The organism is Novosphingobium sp. (assembly GCF_027531025.1).
Taxonomy (GTDB): Bacteria; Pseudomonadota; Alphaproteobacteria; order Sphingomonadales; family Sphingomonadaceae; genus Novosphingobium.
The window spans coordinates 176,673-192,666 of the sequence record NZ_JAPZQX010000010.1 but is presented as its reverse complement, the minus strand read 5'-3'; the positions used below and the strand labels follow the sequence as shown (position 1 = coordinate 192,666).

20 protein-coding genes and 1 riboswitch are annotated in these 15,994 nt (G+C 66.8%); of the genes, 11 read left to right on the top strand and 9 right to left on the bottom strand.

Annotation, left to right across the window (positions count from 1 at the left end):
- A partial coding sequence (locus O9281_RS14630; protein ID WP_298187352.1) for a transposase occupies window positions 1-295 on the top strand: 295 nt, incomplete at its 5' end.
- A 54-nt stretch (window positions 296-349) separates the two neighbouring features.
- Here O9281_RS14630 and O9281_RS14625 read toward each other — a convergent pair.
- From O9281_RS14625 to O9281_RS14605, 5 genes are all read right to left on the bottom strand, one after another.
- On the bottom strand, window positions 350-553 hold the full coding sequence (locus O9281_RS14625; protein WP_298187350.1) for a hypothetical protein: 204 nt from the start codon (window positions 551-553) through the stop codon (window positions 350-352).
- A 103-nt stretch (window positions 554-656) separates the two neighbouring features.
- On the bottom strand, window positions 657-1,049 hold the full coding sequence (locus O9281_RS14620) for a hypothetical protein (RefSeq protein ID WP_298187346.1): 393 nt from the start codon (window positions 1,047-1,049) through the stop codon (window positions 657-659).
- On the bottom strand, window positions 1,046-2,896 hold the full coding sequence (gene thiC / locus O9281_RS14615; protein ID WP_298187344.1) for a phosphomethylpyrimidine synthase ThiC: 1,851 nt from the start codon (window positions 2,894-2,896) through the stop codon (window positions 1,046-1,048). Before thiC ends, O9281_RS14620 begins: the two co-directional genes overlap by 4 nt.
- Window positions 2,897-2,928: 32 nt before the next feature.
- Window positions 2,929-3,034, bottom strand: a riboswitch (TPP riboswitch).
- Between the two features lie 36 nt (window positions 3,035-3,070).
- Window positions 3,071-3,718, bottom strand: coding sequence for a VTT domain-containing protein (locus O9281_RS14610; RefSeq protein ID WP_298187342.1), 648 nt, complete (start codon window positions 3,716-3,718; stop codon window positions 3,071-3,073).
- Window positions 3,715-4,449 carry an SDR family oxidoreductase gene (locus O9281_RS14605; RefSeq protein WP_298187339.1) on the bottom strand — a complete coding sequence of 245 codons (735 nt, stop codon included), beginning with the start codon at window positions 4,447-4,449 and terminating at the stop codon, window positions 3,715-3,717. The genes O9281_RS14610 and O9281_RS14605 overlap by 4 nt, the downstream gene beginning before the upstream one ends.
- Before the next feature lie 64 nt (window positions 4,450-4,513).
- Here O9281_RS14605 and O9281_RS14600 point away from each other — a divergent pair, with 64 nt between their 5' ends.
- Window positions 4,514-5,101: a Crp/Fnr family transcriptional regulator gene (locus O9281_RS14600; RefSeq protein WP_298187337.1), complete on the top strand. Its 588-nt coding sequence runs from the start codon at window positions 4,514-4,516 to the stop codon at window positions 5,099-5,101.
- A gap of 7 nt (window positions 5,102-5,108) precedes the next feature.
- Here O9281_RS14600 and O9281_RS14595 read toward each other — a convergent pair whose 3' ends face one another.
- Window positions 5,109-5,732, bottom strand: a complete 624-nt coding sequence (locus O9281_RS14595; protein WP_298187334.1) for a TetR/AcrR family transcriptional regulator — start codon at window positions 5,730-5,732, stop codon at window positions 5,109-5,111.
- A gap of 160 nt (window positions 5,733-5,892) precedes the next feature.
- Here O9281_RS14595 and O9281_RS14590 point away from each other — a divergent pair, with 160 nt between their 5' ends.
- Window positions 5,893-6,543 carry a hypothetical protein gene (locus O9281_RS14590; RefSeq protein WP_298187332.1) on the top strand — a complete coding sequence of 217 codons (651 nt, stop codon included), beginning with the start codon at window positions 5,893-5,895 and terminating at the stop codon, window positions 6,541-6,543.
- Between the two features lie 95 nt (window positions 6,544-6,638).
- Window positions 6,639-7,262: an SOS response-associated peptidase family protein gene (locus O9281_RS14585; RefSeq protein ID WP_298187330.1), complete on the top strand. Its 624-nt coding sequence runs from the start codon at window positions 6,639-6,641 to the stop codon at window positions 7,260-7,262.
- Here O9281_RS14585 and O9281_RS14580 read toward each other — a convergent pair.
- Window positions 7,232-8,143, bottom strand: coding sequence for a LysR family transcriptional regulator (locus O9281_RS14580; protein WP_298187328.1), 912 nt, complete (start codon window positions 8,141-8,143; stop codon window positions 7,232-7,234). The genes O9281_RS14585 and O9281_RS14580 overlap by 31 nt on opposite strands.
- A 113-nt stretch (window positions 8,144-8,256) precedes the next feature.
- On the opposite strand from O9281_RS14580, the gene O9281_RS14575 reads away from it, so the two are divergent.
- A complete protein-coding gene (locus tag O9281_RS14575) occupies window positions 8,257-9,291 on the top strand; it encodes an alcohol dehydrogenase catalytic domain-containing protein (protein ID WP_298187325.1) in 1,035 nt (344 codons plus the stop codon).
- Here O9281_RS14575 and O9281_RS14570 read toward each other — a convergent pair.
- On the bottom strand, window positions 9,288-9,689 hold the full coding sequence (locus tag O9281_RS14570; RefSeq protein WP_298187322.1) for a hypothetical protein: 402 nt from the start codon (window positions 9,687-9,689) through the stop codon (window positions 9,288-9,290). The genes O9281_RS14575 and O9281_RS14570 overlap by 4 nt on opposite strands.
- 165 nt (window positions 9,690-9,854) lie before the next feature.
- Here O9281_RS14570 and O9281_RS14565 point away from each other — a divergent pair, with 165 nt between their 5' ends.
- From O9281_RS14565 to O9281_RS14545, 5 genes are read left to right on the top strand one after another with little or no spacing between them, the layout of a single operon-like run.
- Window positions 9,855-11,237 (top strand): NAD(P)-binding domain-containing protein, encoded by a 1,383-nt coding sequence (locus tag O9281_RS14565; RefSeq protein WP_298187319.1) that lies wholly within the window; start codon window positions 9,855-9,857, stop codon window positions 11,235-11,237.
- Window positions 11,234-12,442: a cytochrome P450 gene (locus tag O9281_RS14560; protein ID WP_298187318.1), complete on the top strand. Its 1,209-nt coding sequence runs from the start codon at window positions 11,234-11,236 to the stop codon at window positions 12,440-12,442. The genes O9281_RS14565 and O9281_RS14560 overlap by 4 nt, the downstream gene beginning before the upstream one ends.
- Complete coding sequence (locus tag O9281_RS14555) at window positions 12,439-13,314, top strand: enoyl-CoA hydratase-related protein (protein ID WP_298187315.1); 876 nt, start codon at window positions 12,439-12,441, stop codon at window positions 13,312-13,314. The genes O9281_RS14560 and O9281_RS14555 overlap by 4 nt, the downstream gene beginning before the upstream one ends.
- Window positions 13,314-14,297, top strand: a complete 984-nt coding sequence (locus tag O9281_RS14550; RefSeq protein WP_298187314.1) for a glutathione S-transferase — start codon at window positions 13,314-13,316, stop codon at window positions 14,295-14,297. The genes O9281_RS14555 and O9281_RS14550 overlap by 1 nt, the downstream gene beginning before the upstream one ends.
- Window positions 14,294-14,692, top strand: a complete 399-nt coding sequence (locus O9281_RS14545; protein ID WP_298187311.1) for a VOC family protein — start codon at window positions 14,294-14,296, stop codon at window positions 14,690-14,692. The genes O9281_RS14550 and O9281_RS14545 overlap by 4 nt, the downstream gene beginning before the upstream one ends.
- Here the strand turns inward: O9281_RS14545 and O9281_RS14540 are convergent.
- A complete protein-coding gene (locus O9281_RS14540; RefSeq protein ID WP_298187308.1) occupies window positions 14,689-15,501 on the bottom strand; it encodes a hypothetical protein in 813 nt (270 codons plus the stop codon). The two genes, O9281_RS14545 and O9281_RS14540, sit on opposite strands and share 4 nt — an antisense overlap.
- Between O9281_RS14540 and O9281_RS14535 the strand changes: the two genes are divergently transcribed.
- On the top strand, window positions 15,500-15,994 hold the full coding sequence (locus O9281_RS14535) for a YbjN domain-containing protein (protein WP_298187305.1): 495 nt from the start codon (window positions 15,500-15,502) through the stop codon (window positions 15,992-15,994). The two genes, O9281_RS14540 and O9281_RS14535, sit on opposite strands and share 2 nt — an antisense overlap.

Here is a 15,994-nt window from a genome sequence, read left to right as displayed (position 1 = left end):
CCAGCGCGGTGTGACCTTGGACTTCTCCCGCCCTGGCAAACCCACGGACAATGCGTTCATCGAAGCGTTCAACAGCAAGCTGCGCAGCGAGTGCCTGAACGCGCACTGGTTCCTGTCGCTGGAAGATGCTTGCGAAAAGCTGGAGGCCTGGCGTAGACACTACAACGAAGAGCGACCGCACAGCGCGATCGGGAATATCCCCCCGATCATGCTGGCAAACCCGGCCGGGGCCACCAGCCCTCCGGAGCCGGATCAGGCGGAAAACTCTAGACCCAAGCGGTCCAAGGTTGGGTAGCGGTGCAGAAGGGGCGAGACTCTACCTCTGACTGGTAACAATCAGGGGAGCACGTCACCAGCCGGGACGGTTGGCGCCGATTTCCGCGACGATTTGCCCGAGCAGAGCCGCCTCTGTTTCGAGAGAGCGGCTTCGCTCCAGCTTGATGCGTGTCTCGTTTGGATAGTTTTGGTGAATCCATTCAGCGATCTCGCGAGCCTTGAAGCGTTGGTCAGGATGCTTCTTCAGCAGTTCAAATGTTCGCTCCCTTAGATTCACTAGCGTCACCTCTGAGCAGGATCGTCTGATTACTACTATTTCTGTTCAAACAATTAGGCACGAAGAATTTGACAGCGGAGCCTGCCGTTAATCATGCGCCCCCTCACCAGACCTCCACCACGCGGTCCAGCTTGGCGGGGCCGGTCTTGTGGGTGGCGATGTAGCGGATGCGGGAGGGGATGCGGCTGTCGCCCTTGTATTCGGGCTGGACATCGAGGCTGTCGACCTTGCCCTGTTCGAGCAGGGCGATGATCTTGTCGGTGACAGCCTCGGCCTGACGCAGCGCGGCGGGGGTCACCCAGGCCACGTTCATGGGATCTTCCGGCCCGCCCACTTCCAGCGGGAAGAGGTAGATCTTCACCAGCTGGCCGCGCTCTGCGAGCGCGGCGACCGCTTGCGGGGTCGACGCGCGGGCAAAGTCGCGGGCAAGATCGGGTGCGGGTTTGGCGGCGACCAGCAAGGGTGCGAGCAGGGCCAGCGCCAGCGCCCGGATCACTGGGCGTCCTGGGCCGGAATGTAGAGATCGCCCGCTTCGCGGTACTTCTCGCTCATTTCGGCCATCCCTTTCTCCGCCTCGTCCGCCGCGACGAAGGTTTCCACCGGCTGGTTCTGCTTGGCGGCGAAGTCGCGCACTTCTTGCGTGATCTTCATCGAGCAGAACTTCGGCCCGCACATCGAGCAGAAGTGCGCGGTCTTGGCGCCTTCGGCGGGCAGCGTCTGATCGTGGTACTGCTCCGCCGTGTCGGGATCGAGCGACAGGTTGAACTGGTCGCGCCAGCGGAATTCGAAGCGGGCTTTTGACAGGGCATCGTCGCGCACCTTGGCCGCCGGGTGCCCCTTGGCAAGGTCCGCCGCGTGGGCGGCGAGCTTGTAAGTGACGACGCCGACTTTCACGTCATCGCGGTCCGGCAGGCCCAGGTGCTCCTTGGGCGTGACGTAGCAGAGCATCGCCGTGCCGTACCACCCGATCATCGCCGCACCGATGCCGCTGGTGATGTGGTCATAGCCCGGGGCAATATCGGTGACGAGGGGTCCCAGGGTGTAGAACGGGGCTTCGCCGCAGGCCTGCAGCTGCTTGTCCATGTTCTCCTTGATCTTGTGCATCGGCACGTGGCCGGGGCCTTCGATCATCACCTGCACGTCCTGTTCCCAGGCGCGCTTGGTCAGTTCGCCCAGGGTATAGAGTTCGGCAAATTGCGCCTCGTCATTGGCATCGGCGATGCTGCCGGGGCGCAGGCCATCGCCCAGCGAATAGGCGATGTCATAGGCCTTCATGATCTCGGTAATCTCGTCGAAGCGCTCGTAGAGGAAGCTCTCCTTGTGGTGCGCCAGGCACCACTTGGCCATGATCGAGCCGCCGCGGCTGACGATGCCAGTGACGCGCTTGGCGGTCATCGGGATATAGGGCAGGCGCACCCCGGCGTGGATCGTGAAATAGTCCACGCCCTGTTCGGCCTGTTCGATCAGGGTATCGCGGAAGATCTCCCAGGTCAGTTCCTCGGCAATGCCGCCGACCTTTTCCAGCGCCTGGTAGATCGGCACGGTGCCGATCGGCACGGGGCTGTTGCGCAGGATCCATTCGCGGGTGTCATGGATGTTGCGACCGGTGCTGAGGTCCATCACGGTGTCAGCGCCCCAGCGGATCGACCAGACCATCTTGTCGACCTCGCTGGCGACGTCACTGGCGACGGCCGAGTTGCCGATATTGGCGTTGATCTTGACCAGGAAGTTGCGGCCGATCGCCATCGGCTCGCTCTCGGGGTGGTTGATGTTATTGGGGATGATCGCCCGGCCGCGCGCCACCTCGTCGCGGACGAATTCGGGCGTCACGAAATCGGGGATGGCGGCGCCGAAATCCTGCCCGTCGCGGAGATATTCGCGCAGCATCTCGCGGCCCAGGTTCTCGCGGGTGGCGACATATTCCATTTCCGGCGTGATGATGCCCTTGCGGGCATAGTGCATCTGGCTGACGTTCATGCCGGGCTTCGCGCGCAGCACCTTCTGCCGCACGCGCGGGAACGGCGGGACGCCGCCGGAGCGATCCGGGCCGAGCTGGCCGTTGTCCTCGGGCCGCACTTCGCGCTGGGTCACTTCCTCGACATCGCCGCGGCCGCGGATCCATTCCGCGCGCAGTTCGGGCAGGCCGGCGGCGATATCGATGGTCGCGTTGGGATCGGTGTAGGGGCCGGAGGTATCGTAGACCCGAACCGGCGGCTCGCCGCTGGAGGGCTCCAGCTGAATCTCGCGCATGGCAACGCCCAGGGGGCCGACGTGGATCTTCTTGCTGCCGCGAATGGGCCCGGTGGTTACGCCGATTTCGAGCTTCGAATTGATGTCGGCCATGTGCGCTCCTTGAAGGCGGAACGGGAGCGATGGCGCGAAGTCCAACCACTCCCTCCGCCCGTGCTAACGGGTTCAGGTTCAACGGGTCGGGCGATGCTAACCGCCCCTCTCAGCCAAGCGGCTCCCCGGGGATGGCTGACAGATAGGGCCTGGTGCGGCGGCTGGCAATGGTGACTAATGGGCCGCTTTCCGGTTCATTACCCGCCAGGCCAGCAGCAGCGCGGCGCTGACCCCGATCCCGGTATAGATCGCGGGCCAGGGATCGCTCGCCGTGCTGGCCGATCCGCCCCAGGCGACGATAAAGGCGAAGGGCACCACCCCCACGCCATAGCCCAGCAGGAAGCGGGCAAAGCGCATCCGGGCCACGCCGGCCAGGGTGCAGCTCAATTCCGGCAGGATCGGCAGGGCCTGGCAGACGAACAGGACGAGCAGGTCATTGCGGGCAAAGGCGGCCTCGATCCCCGCCAGCCGCGCCTCGTCCTTGAACAGCCGGCCCAGGATCGGGCGGCCGAACCGGAAGCCCAGGCCATAGCCCAGCGTACCCAGCAGCATCAGCCCCGTGGCCGCCGCCGCCCCGCCCAGCACGGGGCCCAGGAAATAGCCCGCCAGCAGGATCGTCGCCATGGTCGGCACGGCGATCAGCAGGTCAACCACCAGCAGCAGGATCACCAGCAGCACGAACCAGCCGGGGTGAATGGTGTGCGCCTCGGCCAGGAAGGCGCGCACGCCCTCTTCGGTGACGAGGCCAGTGCCCTGGATCAGCAGGAAAGTGGAAGCAAAGGCCAGCGCGAGGACCAGCGCGATCTTGAGCAGGTCCTTCATGACCGCTTCAACTTGGCCCGGGGGATGGCGGGGGCAATGCGGTCCAGCCAGGGCAGCAGGCGCGCCTTGCCGATATAGACTTCGTCCTGGCTGCGGCGGATCCCGGTAATGATCGCCGCGGCACAATCTTCCGCGCTCATCTTGCCGCTGCCGCGCCCCACGGTCATCGGGGTATCGACCAGCGGCAGGATCGCCTCGATCACTTGCACACGGGTTCCTTCGGCCTGGTAGCGCAGCGATTGGGTCAGGCTGCGCAGCGCCGCCTTGCTGGCGCAGTACAGCGCCGTTGTGGTCTTGGGATAGATCGCCAGGCCCGACGTCACGTTGACGATCGCGGTCGGCCGGTCCTGCGCGCGCAGCACCGGCAGCATGGCCCGGGCGATGATCGCCGGGGCCAGCAGGTTGACCGCGATCTCACCTTCCAGCGCGGCAGCATTCAGCGCCGGATCGTCGAGCCGGGCGGCGATCTGGACTCCGGCATTGTTGATCACCACCGAGATGTCCGGATGGTTGGCAGCGATCTGCGCGAACAGGGCCTCGGTGGCCTGCGGATCGGCCAGATCGCAGGGATAGGGCACAGTATTGGGCGGCACGTCGCCCTCGCCAACCCGGCGCGCCACGGCGATCACGCGGTGTCCGGCAGCGCGCAATTGCGCCGCCAGCGCGGAGCCCACGCCCGAAGTGGTGCCCGTGATCAGGACAGTGCCCGGTTGCGACAACAGCTGCGACATTCTACCTCCGGTCTGCATGGCGTGGACTGCCCTTTTGGCACAAGGCAAAGGATCGGGAATTAACTTGGGTTTATCGCCGCCCGCTTTTGATCCGGCCCCGGTGATCGACCGGCTGGCGACACTGGCCCGCGCCGATGGCCTGTGGCACCCGCGCGAATGCCCCGCCGGAACCGAGCTGTTTGCCCTGGGTGAGCCAGCCAACCAGTTCTGGGTGCTGGAGCGCGGCCTGGTCAAGCTGGGCTATCTGACCGCCAGCGGCGAGGACTGGATCAAGAGCTTTATCGTCGACCAGGGCCTGTTCACCGGCAGCGGCGATCTCTCGCCGGATGGCACGAACCGCTATGGCGCGACCTGTCTGGAGCCATGCCGGGTTGCCGCCCTGCCGCTGGCCTGGCTGGGCGAGCGGATCGCCGGGAGTCCCGAACTGCAGGGCGATTTCGCCCGCTTCGCCGCCTGGCTCCAGGCCCGCAAGCAGCGGCGCGAGGAGGCGCTGCTCTGTGCCAGCGCCGAACAGCGTTATCGCGACCTGCTGGCGCATGACGGCGCCCTGGCGGCACGGCTGCGCCAGGCCGATATCGCCCGCTACATCGGCATTACCCCGATCGCGCTCAGCCGCATTCGCAAGCGGCTGGGGCTGACCGGGGCTGGCTGAGTCGAGGTCAGGCCGGCGCGGTGGTCCCAGCCTCGCGCAGCGCGCGGAAGCCTGCGGCAACATAGCGCGCCGCGATCGGAGCATAGTCTTCCAGCGCGCCCGGCATCCCGCGCCGCAGCCAGACCTGGGTCAACTGTTCGGCGGGGCCCAACATGTAGGACTGGAACAGCCCGGGCGGCAGCATTGGCAGCGCGCCCGACTGGAAGTGCGGCAGAGCCCAGTGCATCACCGGTGCCTCTACCTCGCGGATCAGGCCAGCCCAGATCGCCTCGTTGCGGAACAGCCATTCGGAGTTTGAAAAGGCTGCGATCAGCCGCATGTATCGTTGCGGATCGCGGGCATGGAACAGTACCGCCGCCGCCGCGCCAGCACCAAAGGCATCGCAGGGATCGCCTTCGTGGGCGATAATCGCCGCTCCGACGCTGCCCAGGTATGCCCGCCGTTCGGCCGCGAACAGGGCTGCAAGGATACCGTCCTTCGAACCGAAGTGATGAAAGATCGAGCCATTGGAAACGCCGGAACGTTCCTGCACGTCCTTCATCGTCAATTCCGAAATCCCCTGCTCCATCAGCAGGTCACGGGCGGCATCAAGCACCCGGTTCTTCGTCGCTTCGCTGCGAGTTTGCGCCATGTCGGCTCCTTGGCAGGCTTGATGCCCAAAGTCACTCTAGACTTTATATCTAGATTATCACTCTAGCCTAATGATCTATTTTGGGTTAGTGGCGATTCGTCGTCGGAGCGGATTCACGTCCGGCGGGGAGAGCAATGCAGAAATTTGAAAGGAGTAGATCATGACCAAGACCGCCAAGAGCCGGCCGGAACTGAAGATCGCTTCAATCACCGTACTCGCCGCACTGGCCCTGACGGCCAGCGTTGTGCAGGCCAATTCCCGCAAGGACACGGCTCACCAGTCCGCTAGCGGAGTGTGGGTGGCGAGTGGAGATGTGACCGGAGACGGACGCAGCGACACCGCCGCTGGCCGCAAGCTGAAGCAGAACGGCACCACTGTGGGCACGGCCGCCGAAGTCCAGGCCCCCAACACCACCGAACGGCCGCACCTGCTGCTGCCCGCCGTCCAGAAGGCCCACGAGCCCAGCAAGTCCCAGCGCGCCAAGTTCAAGCAGAACGGCACGACCGTCGCCACTGCTGGCGAGGTGCAGGCCCCGCAGGGTGAAGGACAGGCGGCATTGCTGCTCCCTGCCGTGCAAAAGGTTCACGAGCCGGCCAAGTCCCAGCGTACCAAGCTCAAGCAAAACGGCACGACCGTCGCCACCGCCGGCGAGGTACAGGCGCCCGGCGCCAAGCCGCGCGCGGCGCTGCTGCTGCCCGCGGTTCAGAAGGCCCGGGTCCAGCCCCAGCCCCAAACCCAGCGCGGTCGGCTCCAGCAGAATGGCACGACCGTCGCCACCGCGAGCCGGGTAAACGCGCGTCAGCGCAACTGACTCGGTTTCACCTCGCACTATCTAGGGGAGGCGGCGCCAGCGGCGGCGCCTCCCTTTTGCTTGGCGGCGGCTGTTTAACACGGCAGGGTTGCCTGGTGACGAGCCTGTACCGCCTCGATGCTACGGCACCAGCAATCGCGCTGCAGTTCGGTGCGCGAGCCGATCCCGGGGATCCCTGGGCTGGCGGGACGATCGCCGCGGGACGTTTTGCTCCGGTCATAACCGCCGGGCGCGAGTTCGTGGCCGGACCGCGTCCGCCGGGTGAGCCGGAGCGGCGGCTGGTGCCGCGGCTGTGGGGCGTGCCGCCGCCGCCCTCCGCCGGTGACACGGGACGCGCGGTGCTGACGGTGCGCAATCCGGATTCGCCGTTCTGGATCGGCAACCTGCGCAACAGCGAGTTTCGCTGCCTGGTTCCGGCCAGTGCCGTCATGCTGTGGGGCGGGACCGACCCAACGGCGGGCAGGCGGCGACAGGTCTGGCTATCCTGTTCGGACCAGCCGCTGTTCGCCATGGCCGGGGTGTGGAAGGACAGCGAGGTGGCGAGCTTCGCGCTGCTCACCTGCCCGGCCAATGCCGCGCTGCGCGAGCTTGGCGTGGAGCGGATGCCGGTGATCCTGCCAGCTGACCCGGCCCTACAGCGACTGTGGCTGATTGGCAGCTGGGACCGGGCGAGCGCGCTGGTCGCGCCCTATGCCTCGGGCCTGACCCGGCTCGACTGAGCGCCGACCAGCGCGCGGAAGCAGTCCACCGCCCAGTCGGCTACCCGGCGCACCGCGCGGTCGCGCTGGAGATCGCGGTGCATGGCGAGCCATGGCTGGCGCGGGGGCAGGCGCGGCCCGCCGTCCAGCCGGACCAGGTCCGGATAGCGCGCCGCCACCGCATCGGGCAGCAGGGCGATCCCCACCCCGGCGAGCGCGGCGTTGAGCAGCGCCCGGGTGCTGCCGCTGCGCAGCGCTACCGCCGCGCCCAGCCCCTGCCGGTCGATCCAGGCGATCTCGGGCAAGGGGCCATAGCTGTCATCATAGGCGATCAGCCGCTCGGCGGAGAGGTCGGCCACGGCCTGCCGCTCGCCCAGATAGGACCGCGCGGCGTAGAGCGAAAGCGGCAGCGGCGGCAGCTTGCGGATCACCAGGCTGGCCCTTTCGGGCCGAACCATCCGGATCGCGATGTCGGCCTGCCGCGCGGCAAGGCTGACCACCTCGGCCTCGCTCTGCAGGACCACGCCGGGATGGCCGCGGTCCGCCAGCAGCGCGCCAAGCCGGGGCGAAAGGACTTCGGCAATCACGAATTCGGTGGCCGAAAGCCGGACCGCGCGTTGCGCCACTCCGCCGCGCAGGGCGGCCACTTCCGCCTCGACCTGATCAAGCTGGCGGGCGAGCGGCTGGGCGGCCTCGGCCAGTCGCCGCCCGGCCTCGGTCAACACGGCGCCGCGACTGCGCCGGTCGACCAGCGCCAGCCCGGTGGCCGTTTCCAGTGCGGCGATCCGGCGCGACATGGTGGAAACGGCCACCCCGCCACGCCGCGCCGCCGCGCTCAGCGTGCCATGGCGGGCCAGCGCCACCAGCGCGGCTAGATCGAGCGGATCGGGCACTTGCGACATCCTGGCAGGGCTAGCCCGTTCTTGCCCATTTGCAAGAGTGATTTGCGAAAGCGCAAGTTCTGCATGGCCCCGCGCGCTGATACCCCGGAGCCCGGAATACCCGGAGCAGCACCATGACCACCATGCAGCAGATGACCTTTGTGCAGCCCGGCCAGTTCGAATGGCGCGAGGTGCCCGCCCCCACCCTGCTGGCGGCCACCGATGCGCTGGTCCGCCCGCTGGTGGTGGCGCGCTGCGATCTGGACCTTCACATCGCCACCGGCTTCGTGCCCTTCAAGGGCCCCTTCGCCTTCGGTCACGAGATGGTCGGCGAAGTCATTGCTGCGGGTGACCAGGTGCCCTTTGCCCCCGGTACCCGCGTGATCGTGCCCTTCCAGCTTTCGTGCGGGCGCTGCGCCAATTGCCGGCGCGGCTGGACCAATAGCTGCACCGCATTTCCACCCGGCGCCGCCTATGGCCTGGCGGCGGGCGGCAAGACCGATTTCGGCGGCGGCTTCGCCGATCTGGTCCACGTGCCCTTTGCCGATCACATGCTGGTGCCGGTGCCGGACAATGTCGCCAGCGAGGTGGCCTGCAACCTCTCCGACAACGTGGCCGATGGCTGGCGCGGCGTGGCCGGGCCGCTGGCCGAACGCCCCGGTGCGACCGTACTGGTGGTAGGCGGCAAGGCCCAGAGCGTCGGGCTTTATGCCGCCGCTGCCGCCGTTGCGCTGGGGGCGGGGGCTGTCACTTACCTCGACGATGATGCCAATCGCCGCGCCGCCGCCGAAGCCCTTGGCGCGAAGGCCGAGCCGCTCGCGCTGGGCGAAGGCCGCCGCCCCTCCAGCCAATACGAGATCGTGGTGGAAGCCGCGGGCGACCCACGCGCGCTGGCCTTCGCAATCCAGTCCACCGCGCCCAATGGCGTGCTGACGGTGGTCTCGATGTACTTCGATCCGGCCACCCCGGTGCCGCTGACCAATGCCTATTACAAGGGCATCACCGTCCACACCGGACGGGTGCAGTCGAGCGCGCTGCTGCATGATGTGCTGGGCTGCGTATCCTGCGGCAAGCTGCACCCGCAGCCGGTCACGCACCGGGTGACGAGCTTCAGCGAAGCCGCCGAGGCGATGACCGAGGCCGGGCCGAAGCTGATCTTCGTGCGCTAGATAAAGCGGGTGGCGGAAATGGTGGCCAGCACCAGCCCGAACAGGCTGGTCGTCAGCGCCCAGCCGCGATGCATGTAGGTCAGCGTGCGTAGCCAGAACTGGCTGTAGATATCGACGAAGCCCAGGATCATCAGCGCCTCCAGCATCATCGCCCCGCCCATCGCCTTGAGCACGCAGGACAAGAGGTCCGCCGGCACCCACGGATTGGCAAGGTAGACCACCGTCCCGATCACCAGTTCCAGCATCCCGCACAGGAATTGCAGCGCGGGGGACTTTTCGACCTCTTCCAGCATCGTGCGCCAGGCCCCCGGTCTGCGCAGCGCGCCGATCCCGGCGAACAGCGCCGTGGTCCCCAGAATGACGCCCGACCAGGCCGTTGGATCGAAGGTGGAATCCATTCCCGTGCTCCCTGTTCGGCCCGCTCCGGCGAACCCCTGCGAGGCTTGGCTAGCCTGCCGGCCGCGCCAAGACTTTGCGCTGCATCAAAAGCGCGGTTCCCGCTGGACTTTAATCGAACGCTTAAACATACTCCGAGTAAGGCCCGCAAGCGGCCACAAGGAGAGATGACGAAGATGGCCGAAACGCGCGCATTGCCACGGGTCTGCATCATCGGGGCGGGCTGTTCGGGCTTCACCACGGCCAAGCGGCTGAAGGACCATGGCATTCCCTTCGATGTCTACGAAGCGTCCGACGATATCGGCGGCACCTGGTACTACAAAAATCCCAACGGGATGAGCGCCTGCTACCAGAGCCTGCACATCGACACGTCGAAATGGCGGCTGGCCTTCGAGGACTTTCCGGTCCCGGCGGACTGGCCGGACTATCCCCACCATTCGCTGCTGCTGCATTACTTCCACGATTACGTCGATCACTTCGGCCTGCACGAGCACATCCGCTTCAACACCCGGGTCGAAAGCGCCGAGCGCCAGGCCGGGGGCGGTTGGCGGATCGCGCTCTCCACTGGCGAGGTGATGCATTACGATGCGCTGTGCGTGGCTAATGGCCACCACTGGGCCGCGCGCATCCCCGAATACCCCGGCAGCTTCGATGGCGCGCAGATCCATTCGCACCAGTACCGCACCCCGTTCGAGCCTGTGAACTGCATCGGCAAGCGGGTGCTGGTGGTCGGCATGGGCAATTCGGCCATGGACGTGGCGAGCGAGCTGTCACAGCGGCCGATGGCGCAGAAGCTGTTCGTTTCCACCCGGCGGGGCGTCTGGATTTTCCCGAAGTACTACAAGGGCCAGCCGCTCGACAAGAACCCGGCCCCGGCCTGGCTGCCCAAGGGGCTGAAGCAGTGGCTGGGCGCGCGGATGGTCAAGAAGCTGGTCGGCCGGATGAGCGACTATGGCCTGCCCGAACCGGAAATCGGCCCCTTCGAAAGCCACGGCACGGTCTCGGGCGAATTCCTGGTCCGCGCCGGTTCGGGCGACATCACGATGAAGGGCGCGATCGAGCGGCTGGACGGCAACGGCGTGGTCTTCACCGATGGCAGCCGGGAAGAGATTGACGTGATCGTCTGGGCCACCGGCTATGACATCTCCTTCCCCTTCTTCAAGGATCCGGCCTTCACCGCCGACAGCGACAACCGCCCGCCCCCGCTGTTCAAGCGGATCATGAAGCCGGGCGTGGCGGACCTGTTCTACATGGGGCTGGCCCAGCCGCTGCCCACGCTGGTCAACTTTGCCGAACAGCAATCGAAGCTGGTCGCGGCTTACCTGGCCGGGCAGTACCTGCCGCCCGATCCGGCCGAGATGGAACGGATCATCGGGGCGGACGAGGAATACTATACCGGCCAATACTATGCAGCGCGGCGGCACACGATCCAGCTGGACTTCGATCACTATGTCTGCGCGCTGAAGAAGGAACTGGACAAGGGCGCGCGTCGCGCCGCTGCCGCGGGCCATGCCCTGCCGGTGAAATCGCACCAGATGGAGGCCGCATGACCCGCCCGCTCACCCCGATCGACCTTAGCGATACCGCGCTTTACACCGAGGATCGCTGGCGCGAGCCCTTTGCCCGGCTGCGGGCCGAAGCACCGCTGAGCTGGCGCGAGGACAGCCCCTATGGCCCCTATTGGTCGGTGGTGACGCACGATCTGGTCCAGGCGGTGGAACTGGACTGGGCCACCTATTCCTCGCAGACCGGCAACATCACCATTGCCGAAGGCGTGGCCGGGGCCGAGTTTCCCAACTTCATCGCCATGGACCCGCCGCGCCATACCGATCAGCGCCGCGTCGTGGCCGCTGCCTTCACCCCCAGCCAGATGGCCCGGCGCGAACGCCAGGTGCGCGAACGGACCAAGGAGCTGTTCGATGCCCTGCCGGTCGGGCAGGAATTCGACTGGGTGGCGGCGGTCTCGATCCCGCTGACCATCGGCATGCTGGCGATCGTGCTGGATTTCCCATGGGAGGAGCGGTTCGACCTGCGCCGGTGGTCGGACATGGCCAGCAACGTCTCGCCCGAGGTGATGACCGAGGAATACAGCCAGAAGTTCTTCGCCGAAATGGGGCTGATGCTGGCCCGCTTCGATGCCCTGCTGGAAGAACGCCGCAACCAGCCCCCGGCCGACGACCTGCTCAGCCGGATGATCCATTCCGAAGCCATGGGCAACCTGACCGCGCTGGAGCGGATCGCCAACCTGGCGCTGATCATCGTCGGCGGCAACGATACCACCCGCAATTCGATGAGCGGGCTGGTCGAGGCGCTGCACCGCTTTCCCGAAGAGCGCGCGCGGCTCGCCGCCGACCGCTCGCTGATCCCCAATGCGGCGCAGGAAATCGTCCGCTGGCAAAGCCCGGTCTCGCACATGCGCCGCACCTTGACCCGCGATGCCGAACTGGCCGGCCAGCAACTGAAGGCGGGCGAGAAGATCGTGTTGTGGTACATTTCCGCCAATCGCGACGAGCGGGTCTTTGCCGATCCCGACCGGTTCGACGCCGGGCGCGAGAATGCCCGCCGCCACCTGGGCTTCGGCCACGGCATTCACCGCTGCGTGGGCGCACGGCTGGCCGAGATCCAGCTCCACACCCTGATCGAGGAAATGATCGACCGTGGCTGGAACGTGGTGCCGCAGGGCACCCCCAGCCGCCTGCCCAGCCCCTTCCTCCACGGCATCACCACCATGCCGGTGAAGATCGAGGCGCTGTGAGCGCCGCCTTCGAAACCCTGCTGGTCGAACAGGACGGCCCGATCCTATGGCTGCGGCTCAACCGGCCGGAGGTGCTCAACGCCTATACCAGCCAGATGGGAGCCGAACTGGCCCGGGGGATCGCACTGGCCGATTCCGATGACAGCGTGAAGGTGGTGGTGATCACCGGCACGGGCCGGGTGTTCTGCGCCGGGGCCGACGTTTCGGCCGGAGCCGGGGCCTTTGACACCGAGAGCGGCGAAGGCGCGAAGAACTTCGGCAGCCGCGATGGCCGCCGAGAGAACAGCGATTTCATCGGCGCGATGATGAACAGCGTGAAGCCATTGCTGGTCGCCTTCAACGGTTCGGCCGCCGGGGTGGGCCTGACGCTGACCCTGCCCTGCGACATCCGCATTGCCGCCGATACGGCCAAGTTCGGCTGCGTCTTCACGCGCCGCGGGCTGGTGCCCGAAGCGGGATCGGCCTGGTTCCTGCCGCGCCTCGTCGGCCTGGCAACGGCGCTCAAGTGGTGCATGACCGGGGCATTGGTACCCGCGCATGAGGCGCTCGCAGCCGGGCTGGTCAGTGAGCTGGTCCCGGCCGACCAGGTGGAAACCCGCGCCCGCGAACTGGCGCTGGAGATTGCTGCGAACTGCTCACCCGTGGCCCTCGCGTTGACCCGGCAGATGCTGTGGCGCTTTTCCGGCGAAGACGGGCCGCAGGGCGCGCTGGCGGTCGATGCCGCGCTCAACATTGCGCTCGGGGCGCGGGCCGATGTCCACGAAGGGGTGGCGGCCTTCCTCGAAAAGCGCCAGCCGCAGTTCCCGCTCAAGGTTTCGACCGACCTCGCCGACCTGCCCTGGTCGCCGACCAAGCCGACAGGATACCGCTGATGTACAAGCTCTATGGCGCTTTGGGTTCACCCTATTCGCAGAAGATCCGCGCCCTGCTGCGCTATCGCCGCCTGCCCCACATCTGGGTGGACGAGGGCACGCGGCGGCAGGCGGCGCTGGGGGCGGTCAAGGCGCCGGTGATCCCGGTGCTGGAATATCCCGATGGCACTTTCGCCAACGATTCCACGCCGCTGGTCTACGATCTTGAGGCACGGCATCACGAACGCGGCGTGGTGCCACCCGATCCGGCGCAGGCCTTCATCGCCCACCTGCTGGAAGACTTCGCCGACGAATGGCTGACCAAGGCGATGTTCGGCTATCGCTGGCTGGCCGAGGTCGACCAGGTGCAGATGAGCCGCTGGCTGGCCTTCGACACCATGCACGGCGGCGGCCTCGAAAAGAGCCAGCACTTTGCCGAGATGTTCCGCGCGCGGCAGGTCGGACGGATGGCGCTGGTCGGCTGCACGGCGGAAAACTTCCCGCTGATCGAGGCGAGCACCCGCGCCGTGCTGGACGCGCTCGAAGCCCATGTGGTGAACCGCTTCTGCCTGTTCGGCACGCGGCCGAGCCTGGCCGAATTCGGGATCTTCGGCCAGCTCTCGCAGCTGGGCACCGATCCCACCCCGCAGGCGATGATGCGCGCTGACTATCCCTATACCTATCGCTGGCTGGCCCACGTGGACGACATGAGCGGGGTGGAGGGCGAATGGGAACCGGGCTTTGCCCCGGTCGTGGCCGAACTGGTGCGGATTTCGGCAGCGGTCTATGCCCCGTTCCTCGCCGCCAATGCTGCCGCGGCCGAGGCTGGCGCCGAGACCTTTCGGATGGAGGCGATGGGCCACCCCTACGAACAGGGCGTGTTCAAGTACCAGCTCAAGTGCCTGGCCGACCTGCGCAGCCGCCACGCCGCGCTGGATGCGAAGGCCTGCGCGGCTGTCGATCCGCTGCTGGGCGATGCGTGGCTGGACCTGCTGCGGGGGTGACCCAACGGCTCGCCCACATTGCCCTGCTCGTCGGCGATTATGACGAAGCGATCGCCTGGTATTGCGGCAAGCTGGGCTTCACCCTGGTGGCTGACGAATACCAGCCCGAGCAGGACAAGCGCTGGGTGCTGATCGCCCCGCCGGGCGCGCCGCCGGGTGGCACCACGATCCTCCTCGCCCGCGCCAGCACGCCAGATCAGGCGCGCTTCGTCGGCGATCAGGCTGGCGGGCGGGTGTTCCTGTTCCTCGAAACCGACGATTTCCGGCGCGACCATGCCGCCTATCTGGCGGCGGGCGTGAACTTCGTACGCGAGCCACAAGTGGCCGATTACGGAACAGTCGCCGTGTTTGAGGACGTTTACGGCAACCGCTGGGACCTGATCGAGTACACCTAACCCGGCTGGCGGCGATAGGCGACGTCGCTGACCAGTTCCCAGCAGTCCTTGGTTGGGTAGAACAGCAGGTAGCCACCCGGCCCGCGCGGCTCGATCAGTTCGCCGATCCCGTCGCCCAGGTCCTCGAGATTGCGGCCCAGGTTCTTCTCGAGCACGCCGGGCAACCATTCGACCCGCTGGCGATTGTCGCTGGCGGTCTCGAAGATCAGCTGGACATAGCGCACCTTCTCAACCGGCGGCGGAACGTCGTCCATCTCATAAAGCATCGAGGATTCGCGGGTCATCCACGAAAAGTCGATGATGCCAAGCGGGTAATGGTGATCATCGATGTAGCGCCGGACCGGCATCTGGTAAGCACTGCCTTCCGTCCCGAACTCGACCGTCTTTGCGGTATAGCGCTCGCGCACCACGTCCGAGCGGGTGAAGGCCTGGAAGAACTGCTTGAAATCGCCCGTGCGGCAGCCGCTGGCGGCCATTTCCAGGATCAACCGGTCACTTTCGCTGAGCGGCTTGGCTGCGCTGGTTGCGGCGGTAGCGGCAGCGGTGGCCGGAGCAGCACTGGTGGCGGTAGCCTGGGTCACGGTCTGCTCCGCCTCGGCCGACGGGCTGCCGCAGGCGGCCAGCAGCAGGGCCAGGACGAGCGCTGAGGCGCGCGCGCGGACAGCCGGAACGGCCGCAAGATGAAAATGGCTCATTACCGGGACCATGGCACAGGCCGGGGACAGGATTGAACCGACGGCAATGTACCGGTGCGCCGCGCCGCGACGACCGGCCCGGTGCGCGCTGCTAGACAGCGCGGCGATGAGCATGTTCCAGCCAACCCTTCGCCCAGCCGCCGCCCTCGCCACCCTGGCGGTGTTCCTGACCAGCCCCGCCGAGGCCCAGGCGCCCGCCGCAAGCGAGGCCCAGGCCCTGCGCGAACTGCGCCCAGCAACACTGCCTGCCACGCTGGCCGAGATCGGCCAGACCGTGACCGTGGCGGAACAGGATGCCATGCGCGCCAAGCTGGTGCCCAAGGACAATACCTATGCCCTGCACCTCGAAGGCTGCGCCAATGGCCTGTGCCGTTTCGTCCAGATCCGCGTCTGCGTGCCAACCAGGCGGGCCACGCCCGAAGCGGCAAACCAGTGGAACACCACCCGCACCTTCATCCGCGCGGCGGCCTATCCCTCCGGTCTCTATTGCCTCGAGAACTCGGTCTACGCCGCCGATGGCCAGATGACCCTGGCTGCCTTGCGCTCGGCCATTGACGGGCTGATGGCCAATGCCCCCGGCCTGTGGGCGGAATACGGCGGGAAGTGA

Coding starts and splice junctions, on each gene's coding strand:
- thiC (WP_298187344.1), bottom strand. CDS start 2,896: ATGGCCGACATCAATTCGAAGCTCGAAATCGGCGTAACCACCGGGCCC.
- O9281_RS14610 (WP_298187342.1), bottom strand. CDS start 3,718: ATGAAGGACCTGCTCAAGATCGCGCTGGTCCTCGCGCTGGCCTTTGCT.
- O9281_RS14605 (WP_298187339.1), bottom strand. CDS start 4,449: ATGTCGCAGCTGTTGTCGCAACCGGGCACTGTCCTGATCACGGGCACC.
- O9281_RS14595 (WP_298187334.1), bottom strand. CDS start 5,732: ATGGCGCAAACTCGCAGCGAAGCGACGAAGAACCGGGTGCTTGATGCC.
- O9281_RS14590 (WP_298187332.1), top strand. CDS start 5,893: ATGACCAAGACCGCCAAGAGCCGGCCGGAACTGAAGATCGCTTCAATC.
- O9281_RS14580 (WP_298187328.1), bottom strand. CDS start 8,143: ATGTCGCAAGTGCCCGATCCGCTCGATCTAGCCGCGCTGGTGGCGCTG.
- O9281_RS14575 (WP_298187325.1), top strand. CDS start 8,257: ATGACCACCATGCAGCAGATGACCTTTGTGCAGCCCGGCCAGTTCGAA.
- O9281_RS14570 (WP_298187322.1), bottom strand. CDS start 9,689: ATGGATTCCACCTTCGATCCAACGGCCTGGTCGGGCGTCATTCTGGGG.
- O9281_RS14565 (WP_298187319.1), top strand. CDS start 9,855: ATGACGAAGATGGCCGAAACGCGCGCATTGCCACGGGTCTGCATCATC.
- O9281_RS14560 (WP_298187318.1), top strand. CDS start 11,234: ATGACCCGCCCGCTCACCCCGATCGACCTTAGCGATACCGCGCTTTAC.
- O9281_RS14550 (WP_298187314.1), top strand. CDS start 13,314: ATGTACAAGCTCTATGGCGCTTTGGGTTCACCCTATTCGCAGAAGATC.
- O9281_RS14535 (WP_298187305.1), top strand. CDS start 15,500: ATGTTCCAGCCAACCCTTCGCCCAGCCGCCGCCCTCGCCACCCTGGCG.
- O9281_RS14540 (WP_298187308.1), bottom strand. CDS start 15,501: ATGCTCATCGCCGCGCTGTCTAGCAGCGCGCACCGGGCCGGTCGTCGC.